This window comes from Shewanella saliphila (genome assembly GCF_014648295.1).
Taxonomy (GTDB): Bacteria; Pseudomonadota; Gammaproteobacteria; order Enterobacterales; family Shewanellaceae; genus Shewanella; species Shewanella saliphila.
Genome location: NZ_BMQV01000008.1, coordinates 21,357 through 39,282 on the forward strand (window position 1 = coordinate 21,357; position 17,926 = coordinate 39,282).

Consider the following 17,926-nt stretch of genomic DNA (forward strand, 5'->3'; position numbering starts at 1 on the left):
GAATACATTTAGTACTTTGATAATGCCCTGTTTTCAGGGCATTATTGTTTTTATTTCACAGTGAGGTTTTAGTGCGCACAATACAATTTTGCCAATTAATGCTTATCGCAATCGGGTTGTGGGTTGTTGCACCCGCGGTAACGGCGCAGCAAAAGTATGCCCACTTAAACGCCAATGAAATTAAATTTGTCACTATCGACGGCAAAAAAATCGAAATATTAGTCCGTTCGTGGGAGAGCAAAAAGCAATTTGGCTCAATGGTTATTATTGGCCCGTCAGATACCGATGCCGATGCCAACGGCCTGGTCAATTACTTGCGCACCCACATCAATACTCGCGGCTGGGCAAGTATTACTCTAACCCCAGCTAAAGGGCTTTATCGTCCTAATTATGCCACCAAACCTGAAGATATTAGCGAAGCCGGAGAGGAGCAAATTACTCTAGGCACCAATAAAAGCATCCCAAAATATACGTCAGAGCAATTACTCGAGCTGCGTAATTTTCAACAAGCGGCACTCAGCGAAACCATTAATCAGCTTGGCTCAACGTTAGGTTTATTTCCCGGTGCCAATATTTTAATTGCCATTGATGACAGTGCTGGCATGGTGACTAATTTGTTGTATGACAAAAAGATCCCCAATCCAGATGTGTTTGTAGTCGTTAATCCATATCGTGAATTTGAATATTTGATTGACTCGCAAAGCCAGCGAAAATCGATAGCAGAACAATTAGTGACCATGTCATTACCCATTCTAGACTTGCAATCAGGAGACGGGCATCCAATTTCTATTGCAGATGCTTCAACTAGGCTCAACTACAATCAGGTCAAACCGCCACGTTATTACCGTCAATATCAAATGAGCTTAGATTTTAGCAACCAAAGCGGCTGGGAAGAGGCCCTTAATCAAATTGAGGGCTTTTCAAGAAGCGCTATCGGCCGCTAACTCGGGCTTAATAAACCTATGCCATCACGGCCAAAGCGTTACCACCAAGATTGTCTTGATTGATAGTTTTTGTCTGGCTTTTTGGTTTGCCTTATCGCAGCAATAACGCGATTTTTACCCATTAATAAGCGAATTTGGCTCAAAGATTCTCGCGCTAATAAGCTCCTCACTGTGCCAGTCCAATTTTGGTTAATACTGCGCTTAATGGCAGCATTAGCATCCGGAGAGGTCTGCATTATTTTTTGCGCTAAAGCGAGTGCGGTTTCATATGGCGTATCGCTGATTTCACTAACCAGCCCAAGTTCAAGTGCTTGTGGCGCGGTCAAAATATCTGCGCTGTAAGTGAGCATTAATGCTTTATCTTTGGCGATGATTTGTCTTAATGCCACCAGTCCAGCCATATCAGGTACTAAGCCCCACTTAGCCTCCATAATCGACAACTTACATTCAGGGCTGGCAATACGAACATCTGCACCTAAGGCTATTTGGGTGCCACCGCCATAACAACAGCCCTGTAAAACGGCAATCACGGGGATGGGTAAACGCTGCCAACCAAGAGACACTCTCTGAGCTAAATTGGCGTTACCAGGTAACCATTTAAACAACAACTTTGCCGCTTTACTTGGCGAGCTTGCCACACTCTTAACATCGAGTCCAGAACAGAAATTACCTTCAGCACCCGACAAAATAACGGCATTGATGCGTTTATCTTTTGCCAATTGTTTAATGACCTTATCTATCGCTTTAAACATCTCGTAACTGAGTGCATTAATTTTACTGGGGCGGTTTAAGCAGACATGGGCAATGCCTTGCTCAATATTAAGTGTGACTAAATCCGTTTCCATAAATAATTTCCGTTTATCTGGTCTGTCCAGTCTTTAGGTTACCATATAAGACATTGCGCCTAGTAGGAATAATATTTATTGTCAAAATAGTTACATTGGTCAAATTATTGCCACAGTTTTACAGTGAAATGATATTGTTTGGGCAGAAATGATTTAGAATGAATTTCCGTGCAAGCTGTTGTTGCGGTTGTTAATCAGCTTTTTGATAAACCAGAATGAGAGCAAATACACATTTTATGTTACAGAATTGTTTTTAATTATCCTTGTTCGTCATTTTTGTTAACAATTGCGTATAATAAACAATTAAACACAAAGTACTGTAAAACAGTCTTATAATAAAGATACGTCTCGTGTCGCTCACAGTTGATTTGATGAGTGTTTCCAAAAGACGAATTAAGGAACCCTTGGCACAATGACCATACCGATATTGATATGTGATGATTCAGCATTAGCCAGAAAACAAATGGCACGCACCCTTCCCAAAGATTGGGATGTAGAAATCAGCTACGCTGCAAATGGTGCCGAAGGCCTCGAAGTTATCCGCGCGGGCAAAGGTGAAATCGTCTTTCTCGACCTTAACATGCCCGTCATGGACGGTTATGAAGTACTGCAAGCGGTTCAACAACAAGACTTACCCGCATTAATTATTGTCGTCTCGGGCGACATTCAAATTAAAGCCCACGAGCGAGTCAAAGCCTTAGGTGCACTCGACTTTATTCAAAAGCCCGTCAGTGCTGATGCAATCAGCAATATTCTCCAAGAGTACGGCATTCTCACCCTGACTCAAGGCCAGCAAGCCGAAGACACCCCTATGGTAAAAGTTGATATGCGCGATGCATGTCAAGAAATTGCCAACGTTGCCATGGGGCGCGCAGCAGACTTACTTGCCAAGCTGCTTGATGTGTTTGTATTACTCCCCATACCTAATGTCAACGTGTTAGAAGTCAGTGAGCTCACCATGGCATTAAAAGCCACCGAGCGCAGCTCTACAGTCTCAGGCTTATGCCAGGGCTTTATTGGCGCGGGCATTGCCGGTGAAGCGTTATTACTGTTTCATGATTCGAGTTTTGAAGACATGGCCAAGCTCATGGGGTTAGAAAACCCAGATGACATTAATACCGAAATTGAAGTCATGATGGACACGGGTAACGTGCTAATTGGCGCTTTTTTAAATGGCATTTCAGAACAGCTTGATATGAAGTTTAGTCAGGCGCATCCAGTGGTGCTTGGCAGACATTGTAGTGTCAATGAGTTGATCCACGACAATTCAGAAAAGTGGCAGCGCACACTGGCTATGGAAATTAACTATCGCATTGAAGATTACAACATTCAGTGCGACTTGCTACTGCTGTTTACTGAAGACTCAATCCCTACGCTTAACTACAAGCTTGGCTACCTACTCGACTAACGCCGGATAATAATTATGTCTAATGACCAAAGTGCGATGAATGAACTTCACTGGCTAATTGATATGGTACAAACCATTGAAGTGGGCCTAGTAGTGCTTGATCGCGATTATAATATTCAGCTGTGGAACGGGTTTATGGAAAACCACAGTGGCGTGTCGCCTAACTCTATTAAAGGTGGCAACCTGTTCGAAAAGTTTCCAGATTTACCGAGCGACTGGCTTAAACAAAAAATGGAATCGGTATTTTTATTAAAAAACCGTACTTTTATTAGTTGGGAGCAACGGCCATACGTGTTTAAATTTAAAAACTATCGTCCGGTGACGGGTCGTGCTGATTTTATGTTTCAAAACGTCACGCTATTGCCGTTGGCATCGTTAACCGGTGAAATTACCCATATCAGTATTATTGTTTATGACGTAACAGACATTGCAGTCAATAAGCTGCAATTAAAGTCTGCCAATGAGCAATTAGAAGAGCTGAGCCAAACAGACGGTTTAACCCAACTGCACAACCGCCGTTACTGGCAAATTTGCATGGAAAAAGAGTTTGAACGTCATTCGCGCTATGGCGACACTTCAACCTTGGTAATGATTGATATTGACCACTTTAAGCAGGTCAACGACAAATATGGCCACCCTGCTGGCGACAAAGTCATTCAGCACATTGCTTATTTGTTAAAACAGTCGCTACGTGAAACCGATTGCGCCGGGCGCTATGGTGGTGAAGAGTTTGCCGTGGTGCTGTCTAAAACCACAGCAGAAGAAGCCTTGCACTTTACTGAACGGTTAAGAAAACGCATTGAAGAGTCAGAAATTGCTTTTGAAAACCGTCTAATCAAAGTCACGGTGAGCTTAGGCATTAACGATTTAAGCGAACAACTCGACAACAGTTCAAACTGGTTATCGGGAGCCGATAAAGCACTTTATATCGCCAAGCAACAAGGGCGAAATAAGAGCATTGTATTCAAATAGTGTTAATCGTTGTAAACAAAAAAACGCTCATCATCGATGAGCGTTTTTTTGTAACGGTGCATTAACGGTATCGATTAATGAAATGAATCAGCGCTCTCTTCATCATCTTCTTCGTCATCATCCATATCAGCGTCGTCACCAACAAAGTAAGTGCCCCACCCGTCATAATCCACTTTTTGCTTCACGGCGAGCTGTATCAACTGTTCGCAGGCTTTATCAAGTAATGGCGCTTCCAGTTTATGATAAGCAATCGCATCAAAACAGAAAATAACTGAACCATCTTCAAGTTCCATTTCTTCAGCATCGTTAACTTCAAAACCAAGCTTAAATGCATCAACAGCGGCTTTTTCTAAACGATCAAAATTGGTCGCAGAAAAATGATGTTCAATTGTATATTCCGCATCAGGCTCTGAACCATCAGCAAGTAAGGCATCAACAATTTCGCGGTTTTCAGCAAATTGCTCTTTTAACTGACGCTCGACAGACATGGATTACTCCGTTAATAAACACAAAAATTTTAGCCAATTATACTCAAACTCAAATAAGTTGCGAACTTATCACTCAGGTTTAGTCGTTACTTTTTGATTTAACGCTAGTGCTTCTTGGTTTATCTCAGCCAACTTAGCCGACATGGCTTGATGCACTTTCGCACTAAACGCTTTTACATCACTTTTAGTTAAACCTTCTGTCGGTATTGGCTCTATCATTTCAACAATCACCACGCCGTTATTCCAGCGGTTTAAATTAATGTGATTTTGACAAGACGCCAATACGGGTACCACAGGCACCTGTGCACTAATGGCTGTATGAAACGCTCCCACTTTAAAAGGCAATAAACCACGCCCACGCGAGCGAGTCCCCTCAGGGAAAATCCATACAGACAACAGCTTGGTTTTCATTTTCTCAACGGTTTTGGCCATAGTATCAAACGCACTATGACGGTTTTTGCGGTCAATCAGAATATTACCTGACAACCAATAAATTTGGCCAAACAATGGCATCCACGCCAGACTTTTCTTACCTAAACTCACCGTACCCTTTGGCACTGCAGAAGTATGAGTAAATAAATCAAAGTTATTTTGGTGATTAGCTAAATATATACACGGCTGTTGTTTGTCACTCACCGGATTGGTTCGAGTGATCACTTTAATGCCAAGCACAGGAGCTACAGAGGAAAAAATCTTAGCGATGACATGTACGTTGTCGCGATGCATTGGTCTAATAAGACAAAATACAATTGCAAATACAAAGGCTAAAAACAATAACACGGCGAGGATAATTGAACGAGCGATAAGCAGCACAGCATACTCCTGCAAAATAATTGGCGACAGTATAACGATGCAGGTCTAGGGACTCAAATATTTTGTTTACATATGTACGCTGAAATATTCTGCCCTGCTATACAGGGCAGAATAACACGATTTATGTGATAGCCATGCGGCACCCCAAACGCAATCAATCTCACGTTAATCGATGATGCCACATCAAACTGACAGATTAAGCAGTGGTCGAGCGAAGTTTGACTAACTGCCTAAAGACTAAAGCACTAATCGCTAAGGTGGCCACAATAGCGGCGCCACTGGGCAAATCGTATGTTGCTGACAACAACAGCCCTGCAATATAACCTACTATTCCGACAGCATATGCCCAGGCTAGCTTAGACTTACCGGTAAATTTATTTAACGCCAATGCCGGTAATATCAACGTGCTGAACACTAAGTACACTCCAACAAGTTCTACCGACAAGGTAATCACTATGGCAAATAAAAAGTAAAAACCAGCACCATCAAGGAGCTGTGGCCTAAGCGCGATTAACACTAAAATAGCAGCAGACACCACAGCAGGTAACACAAGTTGCGACCAACTTACCCACAAAATCTGCCCAGACATTAATTGCTTTAGCAGCTCAGCACCATGGGGATCATTCGCCAGCAATAGCATGGCGGCCACAGCACTCAGTACATAAAAGCAGCCAATCATTGCTTCCAACTCACTGGTTAGCTTTTTAGCCATCCATGCAATCACGCCAGCACCTGCAAGCGCAAATAATGCCGGCATCCACACATGCACAAAAGGCATATCCTCAATATTATGATCCATGTGCGAGACTATTGCCCCTAATGCTGCCACTTGAGCAATGGCTAAGTCGATAAAAATAATACCGCGCTTAAGCACCTGCTGGCCTAACAACACATGAGTCGATAACACCAGTAAACCGGCGACTAACGCTGGCAGCAATATAGACAATAGCTCAGCATCAAACATAAGGTTATTTCACCCCGTTAAGCAGTGCTAATAAGCTGTCGTATAGGCTGAATAAGTCCTGGCTTTGCTCATTGCCACCCACAGACATAGGTAGCATCAATACCGGCAAGTTAGCACGTTCACCTAACCATTTTGCACCACGTTCATCTTGATAAGACGCCACAATCACCGCCATCACATCACCTTGTTCTGCACGGGTCAGTAAGCTCGCTAGGTGGCTACTTGTTGGCGCTAAACCAGGTTTTGGCTCAAGGTCAGCCACTTGTTCAATCCCAGTCCAGTTAAATAAATAACGGAAACTCGAATGATAAGCGATGACCTTTTTACCGGCTAACCCTTTAGCTTGCTCTTGCCACTGAGGGATTTTGGCCTGCCAGCGTTGGCTAAAATCAGCAAGTGATTGCTGATACTCGCTGCTATTTTGCGGGTCGAGTTTAATCATCTTTGCACTAAGAGCCTGAGCAATGCTCAGCATACGCTCTGGATCTAAATGTAAGTGGGGATTGCCTTTGGCATGTACATCACCCATTGAACGATCAACGCTCGCCAGTTTATCTAAGGTGTCGACTTGATCCGCAGCAAAAAATAGCCCTTTATCGGTTGATTTAACCTTAGGGTTAGATGCTTTCATTTGCAGCATCGGCAACCAACCGATTTCTAAATCGGCACCCGCACACACCACCAAATCAGCCTGGCGCATTTTAGCAATTAAGCTCGGGCGCGCCTGCACTTGATGGGGATCTTGCATGGCTGTCGTTGCCGAATAGATGTCGGCCGACGGGGCTAAAGCTTTGGCTAAAGCCGCATACTCAGCCTCACAAGCAAACACATTAAGCTCCGCTTTTGCTGTCGCGGTAAACAGCAGTGGCATTACTGCCACTGCTAAAAGCAATTTAGAATTGATGCGCACCGTGAGCTCCTAATGACATTACATATTGTAAAGTAACGATATTATCGTCTTCTACCCCATCAAAATTGGTTCCTTTTTGATGAGTAAACTGTAAGCGCACAGTCGAAAAATGGCTGCTGTGCCAAGCAAGGCTGACTTCGGTTTCTTCTAATTTTTGTGGATCTAGGTGGTCTTCATGGATCTCATAAGTATCAATTTCGCCATAACGCACACCAGCAGACCAGCTTGGAGAGAACTGATAAACGCTACTTAAATACCAACCTTCATGGTAATCATCATCACTGATTTCATGATCATCCATGTCATCGATATCTTCAACGTGTCCAGGCTCTTCACCAAAAATGTCTGTCACTCGAAAATATTCACCACTGAGAGTCAGATTTTGATATTTATAGTTACCATTTGGTGCCCATTTATAAACAAAATCAACTATGTAAGTATTTTCACCAGTGTAAGAAGCGCTGTGACTATGCTCTTCCTCTTCTTCAACTTCCTCTTCTTCATGCTCTTCAGCATAGGCTAAACCATTTTCATTGCGTAAGTAGCTCAGCCCTAGTTGCCAAGAACTCTCTACCCCAATATCACCACCAATTTTGGTTAGCGCAGTAAACACACCTACATCGTCAAAGTCACGATCGCCATGTTCATCAGCAGCGCGCAAGCTATCCCCTCCAAAGGCTTCAACACCCATGGTCCAATAGAGATCAGTTGGCGCTACGTAGCTTAAGCGAATACCATCGTCAAAATAATGATTACCTAAAAATGCACGGTATGCCGCTGGACGCTCAGTAAACGAATCGGTATGTAAATGTTGATTATTTAAATAACCAATATCAGATAAAAAACGGCCCGCTCGAATAGAAAGTCCACTTGGCAAAGCCAACGTTTGGATAAAGGCCTCTTCCAAATTCACTTCAGTTTCACCATCAGCCGACTCAACAACTGCAGTGACTTTACCGTAAAACATTTCATCAATATTGGCACTTAACGCCAACTCTGTTTCGCCGAGGCCAAAACCTTCTTCGCGTTCAGACATAGGGCGATCGCCCGTTTGATAATAACCATCTAAAACGGCACTAATATTAGGGTTAGTTAAGCTTGAATCCTCAGCCATTGCTGAATAAGAACTAAATGCACATGCCAGTGCCAAGAAAGAAACGCGAGTGTTTAACGCAGACATAATATCTCCAAAATACAACAAGTAGCCGCTATCCGGGTTTTCATAACCCGGTAAATAACGGAAAATAATTAATTACAGTGTTGGACTAACGAGATACAGGCGGGGCACGACTTTGATAGTAAGCTTGAAATGCGCTAACAAGACAAGGCAATAAAAATTGTGGGCGTTCAAAAGATTGCTTCGTTGCGATAAAAACAAGTTCACTGGTGTGGATTGTTTTATTTAGCTGATGTTGATGAAAACATAAGGTACAGTGATTTTGCACCCCATCATCAAGATGACGAACCGAGTGCGCAGAGGCAGCAATAGACAATAGGATCAAAATGGCACTAAGCCAGATCGCAATAGTTTGTCTAATGTGAATGCGTGAACTCAAAGACACTTTAATCCATCAAGTTAATAAAATTAGGTATAAGTGTAAAATAGCCGTGCTTAAAAGCAATAGATAGATTGTGACAAATCATGACGATAATTATCATTTTCACTTATAGACGATTATAAAGTAGTTGATATAGTGATCAATCAAAGCCATTTTAAGATACGCTTAAGCTGTGGCTCATAACATAACGACTGGCACTCACATTGATAAGCATAAGCAGACAAGCATAAAGGACTCATTTCATGGCACAATTTATTCGCGAAAACATTGGCATTATCTTAATCATGATTATTGTTGGCATCGTCGTACTAGGCGGTATTTACTATGTTGAGACGTCTTTAGAAAGCCAAGTTATTGTGGTTGATTAACCATTCACTCATTACAATTTGCTATCAACGCCGCTGTCATCCGCTGGCGCTTCAACCATTTTTAAATGATCCATAATGTGCGACAAGCCTACGATAATCACAGCTAAAATCACTAAGGGCGTGGTTATCGTCGCGGTGCCATCAACAAAATATCCTACAGCGGCTGCAATCACCCCACCATAAAACCCTGCTATTTTAGCCACAGCCAACGACTTATTATGCCCAAGCCACGCGGCGCAATGTGGGCATTGCACTTCAACAGACAACCCTTTACCGCGGCTTTCGGTGACTTTAGCAATCGAAAAATGTTTGTAGCAATGGGCACACTGCAGAGCCATGTTAAGCATCCTAAATCAATAATGCGCGCCAGTTTACCAAAATAGCCCCCGAATAGCAGCGACAACCTAGCTCCTGTAGCCATTTTCTACTATTATATTTGCAACCTAGCCTCACTGACGATCTAAGATGTTACGGATTTTAACTGTTTTATTGATACTGATGACCTCATTGATGATGACTCAATCAGTATTTGCACAAGACACTGCCCCACAAACACCCGCCAGCAACAGCACCGAAATCAACACTAACACCCACAACAAAATATCGCTGTTACAGCAAACCATCAATAATGAGACGAAATTACTGCCAAACGCCAAAGGTGAAATTCGAACCATTACCGAATATCGCATTAAAAACAAATCATCTGAACTGCGTGATGAAATCAGCCAATTGATTACTTCAGGCACAGCTGATCAGCAATACCTGGTATCGCTGGTAAAAAATCAAATCGATTTTTTAACTACAGTGATTCACTCTCTTGATTTAGACGTTACCCAATTAAGGAGCAAATTAGGCGGTGATGACGACAGCAAAATTATTGCAGCAATCTCAGATCGCGAGTTCGAACGAGACCATTACCTAAAAGCAACATTCGAAACCCTGCAATGGGCAGAAAAGTTAAGCCTTGATATCAGCCAGCAAAAACAAACCTTCACAGAATTTATGCTGCTACGTGCCGACCAATTTGACAGCCTAGTTCGGTACACCCAGGACGAATTACAAAAAGCCGTTGCTGAAGCAAACACCGCCGGTGCAGACATTAGTCCAGAGCAAAAAGCCAGGGTGGTGTCTTTCAAAGAGCGCTTAGAACAAAGCAGTTCAAGCTTAGCCAGCTCTGCCTTTATTCTTGAAGGTTTAGGCAAAGATGTCTCGCAAATAAAGCAAACGTTATTTAGCATTTCAGGTGACATCACCCAAGATGTGCTTAATTTCAGCGTTGCCTCAAACTTACTGCAAGGCTGGGCTAAAGTCATAAAAGATCAAACCATCAATAACGGTCCTAGCCTGACGTTCAAAATAGTGGTGTTTTTACTCATTCTGTTTATTACCAGTCTCGTCGCAAAAATCGTCACTAAAATTATCTCAAAAACAGTTCGCGCATCTAAACTGCAATTTAGCCAATTACTGCAAGAGTTTTTTATCTCGCTATCGAGTAAAGTTGTTTACGCCCTAGGGTTATTAATTGCGTTGTCACAGCTTGGTTTTGAGCTTGGGCCATTACTTGCAGGCTTTGGTATTGCAGGGGTAATTATTGGTTTTGCATTACAAGACACACTGTCAAACTTTGCCTCAGGTATGATGATCTTAATTTATCGTCCCTTTGATGTCGGCGACTTAATTAACGCTGCCGGGGTGACAGGCCGAGTTAGCCACATGAGCTTAGTGTCGACCACCATCAAAACACTCGACAACCAACGTTTAATTGTGCCCAACAATAAAATTTGGGGCGACACTATTAATAACATCACCGCTGAGCGGCAACGCCGCGTCGATTTAGTTTTTGGTATTGGTTATGGCGATGACATTCCACATGCTGAAAAGATTTTAAAAAGCATTGTTGAACAACACCCTAAAGTACAAGCCACACCTGAACCTATTGTAAGATTACACACATTAGGTGAGTCATCGGTGGACTTTGTTGTAAGGCCCTGGGTAAAGCCTGATGATTATTGGGAAGTATACTGGGACATTACCCGCGAAGTTAAAATGCGCTTTGACGCTGAAGGCGTCAGCATCCCGTTCCCGCAGCGCGATGTGCATATTTACCAAAAGTAATCACGCCCAAACAAAAAAGCTCAAGCCATATGGCTTGAGCTTTTTTATTGCATTATCAAAACTAAAGGTAAGTCACGCTACCGTGTAAATGCGGCCTGCGACCTTTCGCATCACGCATTTCAAAGCTTTTGCCATTATCGATACTTTCAAAGGCAAACGTCACTTCCGATGGCATAAATACCGGTAATTTAAATTCAACATCAACCTGAAAAGCGCGTTCGCCAATGTGCGGCATCAATTGCGATAACGCCCGGGCTTTTGACCACATACCATGAGCAAGTACCCGTTCAAAACCAAAGCGTTTAGACAATAATGGATGCAAATGTATCAAATTATAATCACCCGATGCTTTAGCATAACGGCGGCCTAAGTCTTCGGTTAAACGCCATTGCTGAACGTTTTCCCAAGCCATTGCAGATGCCTTAGGCGGGCGAGTACGACGACCAGTTGATTCAATACGATATAAATAGGTCGACAATGCTTGCCACACTAACTCATCAGCAACAAACACCTTAGACACTAGGTCAAACTCAAGCCCCGAATCAGTATGACGACTGTCGGTGAGTTCACATTGTACGGTTAAGTTTTCATCTGCACGCACTGGACGAAACGCACTAATGCTATTTTTTAAATGGATCATTCCCAACAATGGGAAAGTTACCGCTTTATGCGTAAAAATGGTCGCATGTAACCGAAAAGCCCACACATATAAATAGGTTGGTGGCAGTATTGAACCATCAAAGTCAAAACCACACACTTCAGCATATTGACGAATTTTCTCTGGCGACGCTATCACGTTCGACGCTTGCACATAAATGTTCGGCAATGGCTTTTGATCCCATCCGGGTTTACGTCCGAACAAGATTTTGCGATACAGAGACAAAAGCGAAGGCATCGCTTTTAATTCAATAGCATAGTCGTGGCTCACAATGATTTACCTTAACTCGGCAGCCCAAACTGATGCGCTGCAAAAAAGTGAATCGTTTATTATACCTTACTGAGTCTGAGTTACTAAACTGCTAATTGATTATTACGTTTAAATCTTAGTATGGCTAATCGTTATTTTGATGTAATCGACAAATTTTATTTACCTTATTAATACAATTACTGATTTTTCTTTACCTTTTTTAAGCCACAATGAGACAATTACTCTTTCAACCTGACGACAATTGTATTCCACAGTGCAAGATAAAAACTTCGATAAACTTAGCCTCAAATTTGCGAAAAACATTTACGGCACCACTAAAGGTGAAATTCGCGCAGCCGTATTATGGCGTGACTTAGCTCCTGCATTAACAAGCCTTGAGCAACCTCGTCTGCGCATATTAGATGCTGGCGGCGGCTTTGGTTTTTTAAGTCAAAAACTTGCAGCATTAGGCCATGATGTGGTGCTTTGTGATATTTCGGAGCAAATGCTCGCGTTAGCTAAACAACAAATTGCCGAGTCTGACACCCCATTATCGATTGAATTAGTCCATAGCCCTATTCAAGCATTAACCGTTGCACAATATGGGCAATTTGACGTTATTTTATGCCATGCGGTGGCCGAATGGCTTATCGATGCGAAATCCACCTTACAAGGGTTGTTGAAACTGCTAAAGCCTAGCGGCTTATTTTCATTGATGTTTTATAATAAAGAAGCACTGCGTTTTCACAGTTTAGTGTCGGGTAATTTTGATTATGTACAGCGTGATCTTGTGGTTAAAAAGAAGATTGGTTTAACCCCTACTCACCCTTTATACATCGAAGATGTGCGTCAATGGTTTAACGAATGGCAAATGCACATCCAGACTCAATCAGGAGTCAGGGTTATAAACGATTATCTAAAACAGCATTTGCCGCCTAATTTTGACACTCAGCAACTGATTGAAATGGAATTAGCCTATTCACAACGCGAGCCCTATTTATCACTCGGTCGTTATGTACATTTTTTAGGGCAATCATCAGTCACGTCAACGTAATGATTGCCACTTTTTTGAGACTAGCATTGTAATAAGGTGCAGCGCGTTACTGTGGCACCTTGTTGTCTCAACAATTCAGGAATGGCCTGTTGACCAACAATATGTCCCGCACCGACCACAATAAATAATTGATCTTGCTCCTTAGCTTGTAACAGCCTGATAATTTTTTGACTCATGGTGTGATTGCGCTTCCAGAGTAACTTGTCTAAAAACTCATCCGACTCTCCGGCCTGCGACTCCATAATAGTGGCCAGTGCATCAGCATCGCCTTGACGCCAAGCATTAATCAAATCAAGCATTTCTGCATCACTGGCATTAATGGCTTCATCGAGCATTTCCAGCTGGGTTTTATGTGAAAACGATGAAATCAGTTCAAATTGAAACTCAATACTTTCAAGCTCAATCAGTGCTTTACTGCTGCGATTTTCAGTAAAATAAGTATCAACCCCTTGCTCTGTACTGTAACCCAGCCCAGCAAAACGACTGACACTGATTTGAGTTGACTGAAGCCAGGGAGCATAAGGTGCTAACGCCTGACACATCGCCTGATGACTTAAGCAATATTGCTGACGGGTGGCATCAACCTCAGCCGCAATATCGGCAGACAACGCACCATATTGTTGTAATAACGCACCTGCATTACCTTGAGACACATCAGCCTCTATAACTAAGGCGTCGGACTGCTTAAAAGCTGATTCAATGTGCTGCCCTAATGGATAAAAATCTGCACGCCCAATATGGATAGAGCCTAACAAATACGCCTGCTGCTGTTGATAATTAATTTTATAAAATACCGGAGAGTCTAATGCCGCTACAGGCCATACTGCCACACACAAAAGCAGGGCAACAACACGGCTGCAATGTTGCTGTAAACGACGATTAATCAAGCTGATATTCAAATTAAGCCGACTTTTCCTTGTTGCCTGCATAGCAGCTCCTTATAATTAGTCATATTCTTTGCACAAGCACCATGAGGCGATTATGCCGTATACCAATGTTTTTCTACAGATAAAAGAAAACCTGCAAATAGCCTACCGACAAGCGATTGATTCTGACGCTCGTCTTGATGAATTACGTAAAGCGGGTCACGGTAAATTTGTCGCCATATTTACAGAAGATCAAGGTTTTACCGAAAAAAGCAATCGCTTTTTACCCTATGTTCAAGAGCTGGTTGCCGAGTTTGATGCCATGCAAAATAGCGCTCATGTTGCTCCAGAAACACTCGAGGCGTTCGTTAAAAAGCTTGCCACTCTTCTGCAAACGCTACAAGTGTTTAAGCTTTCTAAGTAATCTGAACATCAGATAATTTAACTGGCAGATTAAACAATAAAAGCTCCTATTATGGAGCTTTTGCTTTTTTAGCATTCAAGTAATACATACTATAATTGTGGTTCAACTGTCTTTTGCAGCCACTCAACAAATAGTCGTGTTTCGTATTGAAAAGGTCTGTCACGCATACGACTAGAATGATGCATAAAGCTCATATCAGTGATTTTTTCATCACCCGCAATAACAACGTTATCGCCCTCTTTAACACTGTAGCTAAAGGTTGCTCTTGGCGGATATAGATCTTTAACGATACGCAAATCCCCCGGTGTTGCCCCAAATGTAGGACGCATATCACCGGCTAAATCGATATCGGTCACTTGCATATGCAAGGTTTGCCCCGGTTTTAGGGTCTTTTCAGCTTGTTTATTGATGTTTTTGGTTAAGGTTTCAAATAAACGATTCTCGAAACGCGACTGCAGTTCTGCAGAGGTTTTAATGTCACGAAACTCTTTAGGATTTTGCCATTCAATCTTAACTACACCCACTTCAGTTTGCGGGTTAGGTTCAGGCGCATCTTCTGCCAACGCCACCTGACAGGTTAATGCCGAAGCAAGCAATAAGTATTTTACGTTCATAATAAACCTCCAAAGGCCCATCAGTCATACACCATTAACAGGTTACACTCTCTGCTAACGCTGTTAATCAATGAGATTAGACAATATTGTGGGTGAGCTATCAGCAATCATTAATGCCTAACACCCACTTTTGCATCTTGATATATTGACTTTAGCGCGACCAAGCTGAACCAAGGCTTAACAACTCAATACTAAATAAACGCTGTTCTTAAAAAGGAAAGCGTGCACTCAGTAATGGATAGGTTTGGCGCATCAATTTTGGCTTAGTACTGAACTTTTTACCCACGGGGGTATTTTGCCCAGACGGTACAAAGGGTAATTCATGGCCGGTGCGGTCTTCGTAAATTTGCCCCGCGATAAGATCATAATCTTCAACAAAGGGATAAGCGTAGTCATCCACTAACGGCCATTGTACCAACTCAGCTAAACAGTCAGGGTTAGCCACCACTTTGTCGTACCATTGTTGGCCTAACGACAATAAAAAACATCTAAATTCAGCAAATCCATAATCCGAATCGCACCCAGTAATAATGTAGGCTGCGCCCCAAACCGACCACAAATAGCTACGACGTAATTGTTGCCCCATCATTTTATCAAACGCTTTAAGTGACTCATCATCTAAAGGTTGTAATTTTTTGCGTAATTGCTGCGCCACCTCATCAGAAGATAAGCCTGGTTGTTCGCGCGTTACCAGTGCCCAAAAATCGGTTTCTGTCATCAAAATATACCCACCTAGCGTGTTTGTGCGATATTCTACCTGAAATTTTCTACCCAGATGACCAATATGAACCAGATTGTGCAATCCACTATGCCATTACGAGTTAAAGCCTTGGTATGTTTGTATATATTACTCACGCTTATCGCCTTGTGGCGCATGACCACCTTTTACGCCTTTGACTTACTCACGCTAGGTGTATTACCGCTGTTATTTGGTATTCTTACCCGCGCGGCTTGGACCAAAGTAGTGCTATTTGTTTATCTTGGTTTGCAAACGATGGGGCTCGTCGCCATGAGCACCACCGCCATTATTGCTTACCAAATTACACCTGATGACGTCAATTTGGTGTTCCAAGGTTACAACATTCCGTTAATTCCACTATGGTTAGTATTGGTCTCATTAATAGGCTTTCAATGGTGGGCGGGGCTGTCTAAGGTCATGACGCAATATTTAAGCTCAAAATCAGCTTAAGTAACCAAAATAACAATCAAAATGTCAAAACGGAAAACAATCTATGCCAAGTTTGTCACTTAATGAGCTGTCGATATTATTGCTTGAACCGTCTGATACACAACGTAAAATTATTATGTCCCACTTACAACAAAAAGGGGTAAGCAGCATCCAAACGGCAACAAGTATCGATGAAGCAAAAGCAATTATTTTACGCCACAAACCGGATTTAATAGCCAGCGCCCTTCATTTTTCCGATGGCGAAGCGTCTGATTTATTGCAGTACATCAACAACACTCCAGCACTCAATGACATTCAATTTATGTTGGTATCAAGCGAATGCCGCCGTGAACAATTAGAGATTTATAAGCAATCTGGTGTCGTGGCTATTTTACCGAAACCCTTTAATGCGGAGCATTTAGTCACCGCGCTTCATTCAACCATTGATTTGTTGAGTCACGACGAGCTCGATTTAAGCCATTTTGATGTGCACAATATTAGAGTACTGGTGGTAGACGACAGCCGCATGGCGCGTAACATCATTAAACGTACAATTACCAATTTAGGCATGCAATTTATCACCGAAGCAGAAGACGGCGCACAAGCCATTAAACTGATGCAAGACACAATGTTTGATTTGGTCATCACCGACTACAACATGCCCTCTGTTGATGGTTTAGCGCTAACCCAATATATTCGTAACCAAAGCCAGCAGTCACACATACCGATCCTCATGGTGTCATCAGAAGCGAACGACACCCACTTAAGTAATGTGTTTAGTGCAGGCGTCAATGCCCTTTGCGATAAGCCATTTGAGCCACAGCTGGTCAAAAAAATCCTTTACCAACTGCTCGAAGAGTAAATACGCTTACTTTTGCGGCATAATTTAGGCTTATTTTGGCCTAAAACCACTACAGATACTGAATTTATAGGATAAAGTGCTTTTAAACCGCCAAAGCTTGTGGCATGTTAATGATGTTTTAAAAAACACTTCTATGGAAAGCAGAGAATATCAATATGAACAAAAGTGAATTAATTGCAAAAATCGCTGAAAATGCTGAACTAACTAAAGCTGAAGCTGGCCGCGCACTAAAATCTTTCGAAGAAGCGGTAACTGAAGCCATGAAAAATGGTGATAAAATTTCTATCGTTGGTTTTGGTTCATTTGAAACCACTCAACGTGCTGCACGTACTGGTCGCAATCCACAAACAGGCAAAGAAATTCAAATCGCAGCAGCGACAGTGCCTAAGTTTAAAGCCGGCAAAACATTAAAAGACAGCGTTAATTAATTTTCGCTTATGTCCTTTGACGAAAACCTCCTTATGGAGGTTTTTTTATGCGTAAAATTTAACGAATGGCAAAAATCAATTCAGTTTATGGCTTAATCTCAAGCCATTACCATAGATCCATAATTGCACAAAAAAAGTGCAGCTATGCATCATTAAGCAGCAAGCGCTTTGCTACAAAATGTGGCATCGCAAATTAAGCTATTGATTAATATCAAAT

At 42.2% G+C, this 17,926-nt stretch carries 22 protein-coding genes; 10 read left to right on the plus strand and 12 right to left on the minus strand.

Annotated features, from left to right (window positions below):
• Window positions 1-71: 71 nt before the first annotated feature.
• Window positions 72-944: a DUF3530 family protein gene (locus tag IEY48_RS05880; protein WP_229786339.1), complete on the plus strand. Its 873-nt coding sequence runs from the start codon at window positions 72-74 to the stop codon at window positions 942-944.
• 38 nt (window positions 945-982) lie between these two features.
• On the opposite strand, the gene IEY48_RS05885 is transcribed toward IEY48_RS05880, so the two are convergent.
• Window positions 983-1,789 (minus strand): crotonase/enoyl-CoA hydratase family protein, encoded by an 807-nt coding sequence (locus IEY48_RS05885; protein ID WP_188918251.1) that lies wholly within the window; start codon window positions 1,787-1,789, stop codon window positions 983-985.
• A 412-nt stretch (window positions 1,790-2,201) separates the two neighbouring features.
• On the opposite strand from IEY48_RS05885, the gene IEY48_RS05890 reads away from it, so the two are divergent.
• Both IEY48_RS05890 and IEY48_RS05895 read left to right on the plus strand, forming a co-directional pair.
• Entirely contained in the window at window positions 2,202-3,197 is a 996-nt protein-coding gene (locus tag IEY48_RS05890; RefSeq protein ID WP_188918253.1) for a response regulator, read from the plus strand.
• A gap of 15 nt (window positions 3,198-3,212) precedes the next feature.
• Complete coding sequence (locus IEY48_RS05895) at window positions 3,213-4,169, plus strand: sensor domain-containing diguanylate cyclase (protein ID WP_188918255.1); 957 nt, start codon at window positions 3,213-3,215, stop codon at window positions 4,167-4,169.
• Window positions 4,170-4,243: 74 nt separating this feature from the next.
• Here IEY48_RS05895 and rraB read toward each other — a convergent pair whose 3' ends face one another.
• The 6 genes from rraB to IEY48_RS20390 all read right to left on the minus strand — a co-directional run bounded on the left by rraB (window position 4,244) and on the right by IEY48_RS20390 (window position 8,900).
• On the minus strand, window positions 4,244-4,657 hold the full coding sequence (rraB, locus tag IEY48_RS05900) for a ribonuclease E inhibitor RraB (protein ID WP_188918257.1): 414 nt from the start codon (window positions 4,655-4,657) through the stop codon (window positions 4,244-4,246).
• A gap of 69 nt (window positions 4,658-4,726) precedes the next feature.
• The gene (locus IEY48_RS05905; RefSeq protein ID WP_188918259.1) at window positions 4,727-5,470 is read right to left on the minus strand and encodes a 1-acylglycerol-3-phosphate O-acyltransferase; all 744 of its coding nucleotides are present in this window, start codon (window positions 5,468-5,470) and stop codon (window positions 4,727-4,729) included.
• A 196-nt stretch (window positions 5,471-5,666) separates the two neighbouring features.
• Window positions 5,667-6,434 (minus strand): metal ABC transporter permease, encoded by a 768-nt coding sequence (locus IEY48_RS05910; protein ID WP_188918261.1) that lies wholly within the window; start codon window positions 6,432-6,434, stop codon window positions 5,667-5,669.
• Between the two features lie 4 nt (window positions 6,435-6,438).
• Window positions 6,439-7,344 (minus strand): metal ABC transporter solute-binding protein, Zn/Mn family, encoded by a 906-nt coding sequence (locus IEY48_RS05915; RefSeq protein ID WP_188918263.1) that lies wholly within the window; start codon window positions 7,342-7,344, stop codon window positions 6,439-6,441.
• Window positions 7,328-8,524 carry a hypothetical protein gene (locus IEY48_RS05920; RefSeq protein WP_188918264.1) on the minus strand — a complete coding sequence of 399 codons (1,197 nt, stop codon included), beginning with the start codon at window positions 8,522-8,524 and terminating at the stop codon, window positions 7,328-7,330. Before IEY48_RS05920 ends, IEY48_RS05915 begins: the two co-directional genes overlap by 17 nt.
• Before the next feature lie 85 nt (window positions 8,525-8,609).
• Window positions 8,610-8,900 (minus strand): ABC-type zinc uptake system zinc chaperone, encoded by a 291-nt coding sequence (locus IEY48_RS20390; protein WP_229786340.1) that lies wholly within the window; start codon window positions 8,898-8,900, stop codon window positions 8,610-8,612.
• A 245-nt stretch (window positions 8,901-9,145) separates the two neighbouring features.
• On the opposite strand from IEY48_RS20390, the gene IEY48_RS20540 reads away from it, so the two are divergent.
• Window positions 9,146-9,271 (plus strand): hypothetical protein, encoded by a 126-nt coding sequence (locus tag IEY48_RS20540; RefSeq protein ID WP_268244295.1) that lies wholly within the window; start codon window positions 9,146-9,148, stop codon window positions 9,269-9,271.
• An 11-nt stretch (window positions 9,272-9,282) separates the two neighbouring features.
• Here the strand turns inward: IEY48_RS20540 and IEY48_RS05925 are convergent, their stop codons facing one another.
• A complete protein-coding gene (locus IEY48_RS05925) occupies window positions 9,283-9,609 on the minus strand; it encodes a hypothetical protein (RefSeq protein WP_188918266.1) in 327 nt (108 codons plus the stop codon).
• Window positions 9,610-9,736: 127 nt separating this feature from the next.
• On the opposite strand from IEY48_RS05925, the gene IEY48_RS05930 reads away from it, so the two are divergent.
• Window positions 9,737-11,386, plus strand: a complete 1,650-nt coding sequence (locus IEY48_RS05930) for a mechanosensitive ion channel family protein (protein WP_188918268.1) — start codon at window positions 9,737-9,739, stop codon at window positions 11,384-11,386.
• 61 nt (window positions 11,387-11,447) lie between these two features.
• On the opposite strand, the gene IEY48_RS05935 is transcribed toward IEY48_RS05930, so the two are convergent.
• Window positions 11,448-12,281, minus strand: coding sequence for a MaoC family dehydratase (locus IEY48_RS05935; protein WP_188918422.1), 834 nt, complete (start codon window positions 12,279-12,281; stop codon window positions 11,448-11,450).
• Between the two features lie 286 nt (window positions 12,282-12,567).
• Here IEY48_RS05935 and IEY48_RS05940 point away from each other — a divergent pair, with 286 nt between their 5' ends.
• Window positions 12,568-13,347, plus strand: a complete 780-nt coding sequence (locus IEY48_RS05940; protein ID WP_188918270.1) for a methyltransferase domain-containing protein — start codon at window positions 12,568-12,570, stop codon at window positions 13,345-13,347.
• 20 nt (window positions 13,348-13,367) lie between these two features.
• On the opposite strand, the gene IEY48_RS05945 is transcribed toward IEY48_RS05940, so the two are convergent.
• Window positions 13,368-14,276, minus strand: a complete 909-nt coding sequence (locus tag IEY48_RS05945) for a TraB/GumN family protein (RefSeq protein WP_188918272.1) — start codon at window positions 14,274-14,276, stop codon at window positions 13,368-13,370.
• Window positions 14,277-14,328: 52 nt separating this feature from the next.
• Here IEY48_RS05945 and IEY48_RS05950 point away from each other — a divergent pair, with 52 nt between their 5' ends.
• Window positions 14,329-14,637, plus strand: a complete 309-nt coding sequence (locus IEY48_RS05950) for a prephenate dehydrogenase (RefSeq protein ID WP_188918274.1) — start codon at window positions 14,329-14,331, stop codon at window positions 14,635-14,637.
• A gap of 89 nt (window positions 14,638-14,726) precedes the next feature.
• On the opposite strand, the gene IEY48_RS05955 is transcribed toward IEY48_RS05950, so the two are convergent.
• Together IEY48_RS05955 and IEY48_RS05960 are read right to left on the minus strand one after the other, a co-directional pair.
• Complete coding sequence (locus tag IEY48_RS05955; RefSeq protein ID WP_188918276.1) at window positions 14,727-15,251, minus strand: DUF3016 domain-containing protein; 525 nt, start codon at window positions 15,249-15,251, stop codon at window positions 14,727-14,729.
• A 208-nt stretch (window positions 15,252-15,459) separates the two neighbouring features.
• Complete coding sequence (locus tag IEY48_RS05960) at window positions 15,460-15,969, minus strand: DUF4240 domain-containing protein (protein ID WP_188918424.1); 510 nt, start codon at window positions 15,967-15,969, stop codon at window positions 15,460-15,462.
• A 66-nt stretch (window positions 15,970-16,035) separates the two neighbouring features.
• Between IEY48_RS05960 and IEY48_RS05965 the strand changes: the two genes are divergently transcribed.
• From IEY48_RS05965 to hbs, 3 genes are all read left to right on the plus strand, one after another.
• Window positions 16,036-16,440 carry a hypothetical protein gene (locus IEY48_RS05965; protein WP_229786341.1) on the plus strand — a complete coding sequence of 135 codons (405 nt, stop codon included), beginning with the start codon at window positions 16,036-16,038 and terminating at the stop codon, window positions 16,438-16,440.
• Between the two features lie 43 nt (window positions 16,441-16,483).
• Window positions 16,484-17,281 carry a response regulator gene (locus IEY48_RS05970; protein WP_188918278.1) on the plus strand — a complete coding sequence of 266 codons (798 nt, stop codon included), beginning with the start codon at window positions 16,484-16,486 and terminating at the stop codon, window positions 17,279-17,281.
• Window positions 17,282-17,436: 155 nt separating this feature from the next.
• Window positions 17,437-17,709, plus strand: a complete 273-nt coding sequence (gene hbs / locus IEY48_RS05975) for a non-specific DNA-binding protein Hbs (RefSeq protein ID WP_011638950.1) — start codon at window positions 17,437-17,439, stop codon at window positions 17,707-17,709.
• The last annotated feature ends 217 nt before the right edge of the window (window positions 17,710-17,926 follow it).

Coding starts and splice junctions, on each gene's coding strand:
- IEY48_RS05910 (WP_188918261.1), bottom strand. CDS start 6,434: ATGTTTGATGCTGAGCTATTGTCTATATTGCTGCCAGCGTTAGTCGCC.
- IEY48_RS05920 (WP_188918264.1), bottom strand. CDS start 8,524: ATGTCTGCGTTAAACACTCGCGTTTCTTTCTTGGCACTGGCATGTGCA.
- IEY48_RS05925 (WP_188918266.1), bottom strand. CDS start 9,609: ATGGCTCTGCAGTGTGCCCATTGCTACAAACATTTTTCGATTGCTAAA.
- IEY48_RS05890 (WP_188918253.1), top strand. CDS start 2,202: ATGACCATACCGATATTGATATGTGATGATTCAGCATTAGCCAGAAAA.
- IEY48_RS05965 (WP_229786341.1), top strand. CDS start 16,036: ATGAACCAGATTGTGCAATCCACTATGCCATTACGAGTTAAAGCCTTG.
- IEY48_RS05960 (WP_188918424.1), bottom strand. CDS start 15,969: ATGACAGAAACCGATTTTTGGGCACTGGTAACGCGCGAACAACCAGGC.
- IEY48_RS05885 (WP_188918251.1), bottom strand. CDS start 1,789: ATGGAAACGGATTTAGTCACACTTAATATTGAGCAAGGCATTGCCCAT.
- IEY48_RS05945 (WP_188918272.1), bottom strand. CDS start 14,276: ATGCAGGCAACAAGGAAAAGTCGGCTTAATTTGAATATCAGCTTGATT.
- IEY48_RS05930 (WP_188918268.1), top strand. CDS start 9,737: ATGTTACGGATTTTAACTGTTTTATTGATACTGATGACCTCATTGATG.
- rraB (WP_188918257.1), bottom strand. CDS start 4,657: ATGTCTGTCGAGCGTCAGTTAAAAGAGCAATTTGCTGAAAACCGCGAA.
- IEY48_RS05955 (WP_188918276.1), bottom strand. CDS start 15,251: ATGAACGTAAAATACTTATTGCTTGCTTCGGCATTAACCTGTCAGGTG.
- IEY48_RS05950 (WP_188918274.1), top strand. CDS start 14,329: ATGCCGTATACCAATGTTTTTCTACAGATAAAAGAAAACCTGCAAATA.
- IEY48_RS05970 (WP_188918278.1), top strand. CDS start 16,484: ATGCCAAGTTTGTCACTTAATGAGCTGTCGATATTATTGCTTGAACCG.
- IEY48_RS05895 (WP_188918255.1), top strand. CDS start 3,213: ATGTCTAATGACCAAAGTGCGATGAATGAACTTCACTGGCTAATTGAT.
- IEY48_RS20540 (WP_268244295.1), top strand. CDS start 9,146: ATGGCACAATTTATTCGCGAAAACATTGGCATTATCTTAATCATGATT.
- hbs (WP_011638950.1), top strand. CDS start 17,437: ATGAACAAAAGTGAATTAATTGCAAAAATCGCTGAAAATGCTGAACTA.
- IEY48_RS05935 (WP_188918422.1), bottom strand. CDS start 12,281: ATGCCTTCGCTTTTGTCTCTGTATCGCAAAATCTTGTTCGGACGTAAA.